This window comes from Pseudobacillus sp. 179-B 2D1 NHS (genome assembly GCF_045370945.1).
Lineage (GTDB): Bacteria > Bacillota > Bacilli > Bacillales > Domibacillaceae > Pseudobacillus.
This window is the reverse complement of record NZ_JBIQDP010000058.1, coordinates 1-4351: the sequence shown is the minus strand read 5'-3', so window position 1 is coordinate 4351 and position 4351 is coordinate 1. Positions and strand designations below refer to the sequence as shown.

The window sequence follows — 4351 nt, the reverse complement described above, 5'->3', positions numbered from 1 at the left end:
GCCCCTTGGTCAAGCGGTTAAGACACCGCCCTTTCACGGCGGTAACACGGGTTCGAATCCCGTAGGGGTCACCATTTGGAGGATTAGCTCAGCTGGGAGAGCACCTGCCTTACAAGCAGGGGGTCGGCGGTTCGATCCCGTCATCCTCCACCACAATAGTTATATTTATATCGACGCGGGGTGGAGCAGCCCGGTAGCTCGTCGGGCTCATAACCCGAAGGTCGCAGGTTCAAATCCTGCCCCCGCAATTAATGGTCCGGTAGTTCAGTTGGTTAGAATGCCTGCCTGTCACGCAGGAGGTCGCGGGTTCGAGTCCCGTCCGGACCGCCATTATACATACCATATGTAAATGTTGGCTCAGTAGCTCAGTCGGTAGAGCAATGGACTGAAAATCCATGTGTCGGCGGTTCGATTCCGTCCTGAGCCACCACTGTTGCCGGTGTAGCTCAACTGGTAGAGCAACTGACTTGTAATCAGTAGGTTGGGGGTTCAAGTCCTCTTGCCGGCACCATTCTTACAACTTTATCTTCGTGGAGGGGTAGCGAAGTGGCTAAACGCGGCGGACTGTAAATCCGCTCCCTCAGGGTTCGGCGGTTCGAATCCGTCCCCCTCCACCAGTTTTATAGGGGCATAGTTTAACGGTAGAACAGAGGTCTCCAAAACCTCCAGTGTGGGTTCGATTCCTACTGCCCCTGCCAAATTAACTATCATTATGGCGGTCGTGGCGAAGTGGTTAACGCATCGGATTGTGGCTCCGACACTCGGGGGTTCGATTCCCCTCGATCGCCCCATAATAAACTATTGATTAATGGGCTATAGCCAAGCGGTAAGGCAACGGACTTTGACTCCGTCACTCGTTGGTTCGAATCCAGCTAGCCCAGTACGCGGAAGTAGTTCAGTGGTAGAACACCACCTTGCCAAGGTGGGGGTCGCGGGTTCGAATCCCGTCTTCCGCTCCATTTGTTCGGCGGCATAGCCAAGTGGTAAGGCAGAGGTCTGCAAAACCTTTATCACCGGTTCAAATCCGGTTGCCGCCTCCATATTCATGCCGGTGTGGCGGAATTGGCAGACGCGCACGACTCAAAATCGTGTTCCGTGAGGAGTGTCGGTTCGACCCCGACCACCGGTATTAAACACAACGAAGAACCCTTGATATATCAAGGGTTCTTTTTTTATTGTAGAAAATTTGTAGAAACAAATATTTACTACCTTATTATTTATAATTAAATAAATCTTTTGTAATATAATTGATTTTCAACTTGTTCTTTTCACGCAATTCTTTAATAACATGAATATAAACCTTACTAGTTATTGTAGTATCCTTATGTCCTAAGAGTTCAGATACTACTGCTAAATCAATACCCTGATAAATAAGAATACTTCCGAAAGTATGTCTTGCACCATGCATAGTAATTAACGGTGTAATATATAATGCTTTTAATCCACGTTTTAAAGATTGATTAACAGCATTATTTGAAACAATCCCTTGAACATAATGATAGAATACTTGATTTGATGGATTTAATACATTGTACTGTTCAAATAGCTTTTGTTGACCTTCTTTTAATTCCATTAGCATATCTGACGTATTTTCATCAATATATACCGAACGAGCCGATGAATAAGTTTTAACGTCAGTAAATCCAGAATGCTCGTGATAATCATATGCTTTATTAACATCGATAATGTTATTTTCAAAATCAATATCATTCCATGTTAATCCAAGTAATTCACCGTATCGTAGACCAGTTGTGAAAGCTAAGATAATCATGTAGTAACTAGGGATGGTAGGGTTTAATTTTTCTTTAAAATAATTAATGATCTTTTTAGTATCTTCATAACTTAGGAACTTATCTTCCTTCTTTTTCACGTTACTATTTGAGCCAGATATAACAGCATTAGCTGTAAAGTCCGAAAGAATAATTTTTTCTTCCAGAGCATTTTTAGAACACTGTCTTAAATGATTGTTAAATTTCGAAGTTGATTCTGGAGCATGCTCTAAGGCGTATTTATTTATAGTTTGTTGATAAAGTTTTTTATCAATATCAGCTAACTTAATTTCACCGAAATACTTAATTAATGAGTTAAGTGAAGTTTCGTATTTTGTATAAGTTCGAGCTGACACTTTAGGTTTTTTATAGATATCCATCCATTCATTAAAATAAGCATGAAAGCTAATATCTTTATTTTCTTTGAACCCTTGTTTTAATAGCTGCTCTTTATCAGAAGCAGCGCTTTTAGCTTCTGCTTTAGTACGAAATCCACCTTTAGTAATTCGCTTATATTCCTGTGTTACTTTATCCTTAATTGAAATTGTGTATTGCCATGTTGTACCTCGTTTTGTGTAACTAGCCATAAATTCTCCTTTAATTTGAAAGTTTCGTATAACGGATGGGGTAATCTATCCATTCATCTCCAACTTTCTTTTTTCCAATAAATTCTTTTTGAAATATAACTTTATTTATATCAAACTGTAAATCGTTTTCGTTTAATTCAAGAGAAATTTTAGGTTTTTCAAGGTTTTTTGATTTGAAAAATCTTTTCTTTCCCATGAATTTTATTAAATATTGAGGGTTGTCTAAATTCTTAGCGAAATATTTGCTAATGTATCTTCCTCGATTTTCTTTGCTATCAGCATCTATTTTTTGTATATTTACTGAACCAAGCTTCCATAACTTTTTTAAGTCATTGTATGGGATTTTAGGTACAGAGAATAACATTACGTGATAATGTATTGCACCTCTATTTTGTAATTCCCAAACGGCTAAATATTTTAGAGTAGCTTTTTTTGTTTTATAAATGTTGTAATTAAGGCGTTTTATAAATTTCATAAATTCATTATTACAGTATTCTATATCTTGAATGTTTTCTTTAAATGTTAATGTTAAAAAGCTGGTACGGTCATCGTAATTTACATCTATTAATCGTGAGATATTCCAGCGTTCATTAAGGTATCGTTTTTTCATTCTCTCAATACGTTGACTTTTAATTTCAGGAAGAGCGTCTTCAAATTTAACTCTTTCTGCCTTTTCGTTTTTAAATGGATTCGTATAATCATAAGCTATTGTTTCACCGTATTCATATACTTCGGTTATAGAAGATTGGATGATTTTTGTGTTATAAAATTTCGTACACATTATTCAATCTCCAATTTAAATTTCTCATTATGTTTGTGTATATAACAAGTTAACTGCCTCAGCCCTGCTTCGGCATGCCTTTGAATTGAGTAAACGGACGCTCCGCTAAACCACTCCGTTTTTCTTTGCAGGCAAAGAAATTTCCCTTTACTAAACTCAAAGGTCGGAGTGGTGGAGCAGGTTCTATTTATTCATTTATAAACCTAATTTCATTTGCTTCTAATAAGTTTGCTAATGTTCCATGAAAATCAAGGTTCTCTAAATTAAGATATGGAGCGTCAAACTCCTTTGGAGTATTCCAGCCATTGCCCTCAATCATAATGAGACCTTTTCCAATCCCTTTTTCAAATTTAGGTAGCTCAAGCCAGTCATCACCTAGAGCCATTTTATACCCCGGTTTAGACATGTTTCCGAGTGCGATACGCATTCCCATTTGGTCACGAATAGCAGTAGATAAGGCCTCAGCAGTTGGCTTTTGAGTGCTAAGAACCAAATAAATGCCTACCATTCTAGCCTTCATTGAAATTTGTTTTAAATAAGCTTCAGCTTCTTTTGCAACTTTTTTATCTTCTTCCATAAAAGCAGCAACCTCATCAAAAAAGATAACAATTGGGTGTAAGCCTATTGAGCGATAATCCATTCCTACACGCCCAGAAGACATGAAATATTTTTCATAGCGTTGATTCATTATGTCATTAATTTTCCTTAAAGCAGAAGCAATTTGATTCGGTGTAAATAGAACGTGTTTATCGCCTTTTGGAATATAATGAATTAAAGAACTCAAGTCGCTACGTTTTGGATCCAAAATATAAATTTCAGCCCCTTGTTTAGCAAACTGAAGCATTAAATAGTAAAGGAAAAAGGTTTTCCCAGAGCCAGTAATTCCAGATACCAAAGCGTGTGGATATTTAACATAATCCCATTTTTTCCATGAGTCTAAAGATATTTCCCCGGCAGTATCATAGTTGATATTATCAATAGAATTGATTTTTATGCGTTCAGGCTTTTGCAATAAAAACTCATATTCAACGTATGCAGCATTATTGATATTAATTTCATTTAAATTTAACCCAAATGCTGGAGTTAGTATAGTTTCATGGACACAGTTTAATTAAGTCCTTACAATTATTTTGAGAGGATGTGTCCGAATTGGAACGTAAGCCTACAGGCAAAAAATATAATGATGACTTTAAGAAAACGATTGTGGATTTATA

Annotated in this window: 3 protein-coding genes and 12 tRNA genes; 12 read left to right on the top strand and 3 right to left on the bottom strand. The window is 37.3% G+C overall.

The genetic code is table 11. The features are described from left to right. Positions 1–77 precede the first annotated feature (77 nt). The 12 genes from ACH0BF_RS24910 (at position 78) to ACH0BF_RS24855 (ending at position 1129) form a co-directional block, all read left to right on the top strand. Positions 78–153, top strand: a tRNA-Val gene (locus ACH0BF_RS24910). Between the two features lie 21 nt (positions 154–174). Then, positions 175–248: transfer RNA gene (locus ACH0BF_RS24905), tRNA-Met, on the top strand. A gap of 5 nt (positions 249–253) precedes the next feature. Continuing rightward, a tRNA-Asp gene (locus ACH0BF_RS24900) sits at positions 254–330 on the top strand. A 24-nt stretch (positions 331–354) separates the two neighbouring features. Next, positions 355–430 (top strand) — tRNA-Phe (locus tag ACH0BF_RS24895). 5 nt (positions 431–435) lie between these two features. Continuing rightward, positions 436–511 (top strand) — tRNA-Thr (locus tag ACH0BF_RS24890). 21 nt (positions 512–532) lie between these two features. Then, a tRNA-Tyr gene (locus tag ACH0BF_RS24885) sits at positions 533–617 on the top strand. A gap of 7 nt (positions 618–624) precedes the next feature. Then, a tRNA-Trp gene (locus ACH0BF_RS24880) sits at positions 625–698 on the top strand. A 17-nt stretch (positions 699–715) separates the two neighbouring features. Continuing rightward, positions 716–791 (top strand) — tRNA-His (locus tag ACH0BF_RS24875). A gap of 18 nt (positions 792–809) precedes the next feature. Next, positions 810–881: transfer RNA gene (locus tag ACH0BF_RS24870), tRNA-Gln, on the top strand. 3 nt (positions 882–884) lie between these two features. After that, a tRNA-Gly gene (locus ACH0BF_RS24865) sits at positions 885–959 on the top strand. 7 nt (positions 960–966) lie between these two features. Beyond that, a tRNA-Cys gene (locus ACH0BF_RS24860) sits at positions 967–1040 on the top strand. A gap of 7 nt (positions 1041–1047) precedes the next feature. Next, a tRNA-Leu gene (locus ACH0BF_RS24855) sits at positions 1048–1129 on the top strand. An 84-nt stretch (positions 1130–1213) separates the two neighbouring features. Here ACH0BF_RS24855 and ACH0BF_RS24850 read toward each other — a convergent pair. The 3 genes from ACH0BF_RS24850 to ACH0BF_RS24840 form a co-directional block, all read right to left on the bottom strand. Further along, positions 1214–2356 carry a tyrosine-type recombinase/integrase gene (locus ACH0BF_RS24850; RefSeq protein ID WP_406910508.1) on the bottom strand — a complete coding sequence of 381 codons (1143 nt, stop codon included), beginning with the start codon at positions 2354–2356 and terminating at the stop codon, positions 1214–1216. Between the two features lie 10 nt (positions 2357–2366). Beyond that, the gene (locus ACH0BF_RS24845) at positions 2367–3137 is read right to left on the bottom strand and encodes a rolling circle replication-associated protein (RefSeq protein WP_406910507.1); all 771 of its coding nucleotides are present in this window, start codon (positions 3135–3137) and stop codon (positions 2367–2369) included. Positions 3138–3324: 187 nt separating this feature from the next. After that, positions 3325–4149 carry an FtsK/SpoIIIE domain-containing protein gene (locus tag ACH0BF_RS24840; RefSeq protein ID WP_406910506.1) on the bottom strand — a complete coding sequence of 275 codons (825 nt, stop codon included), beginning with the start codon at positions 4147–4149 and terminating at the stop codon, positions 3325–3327. Between the last annotated feature and the right edge of the window lie 202 nt (positions 4150–4351).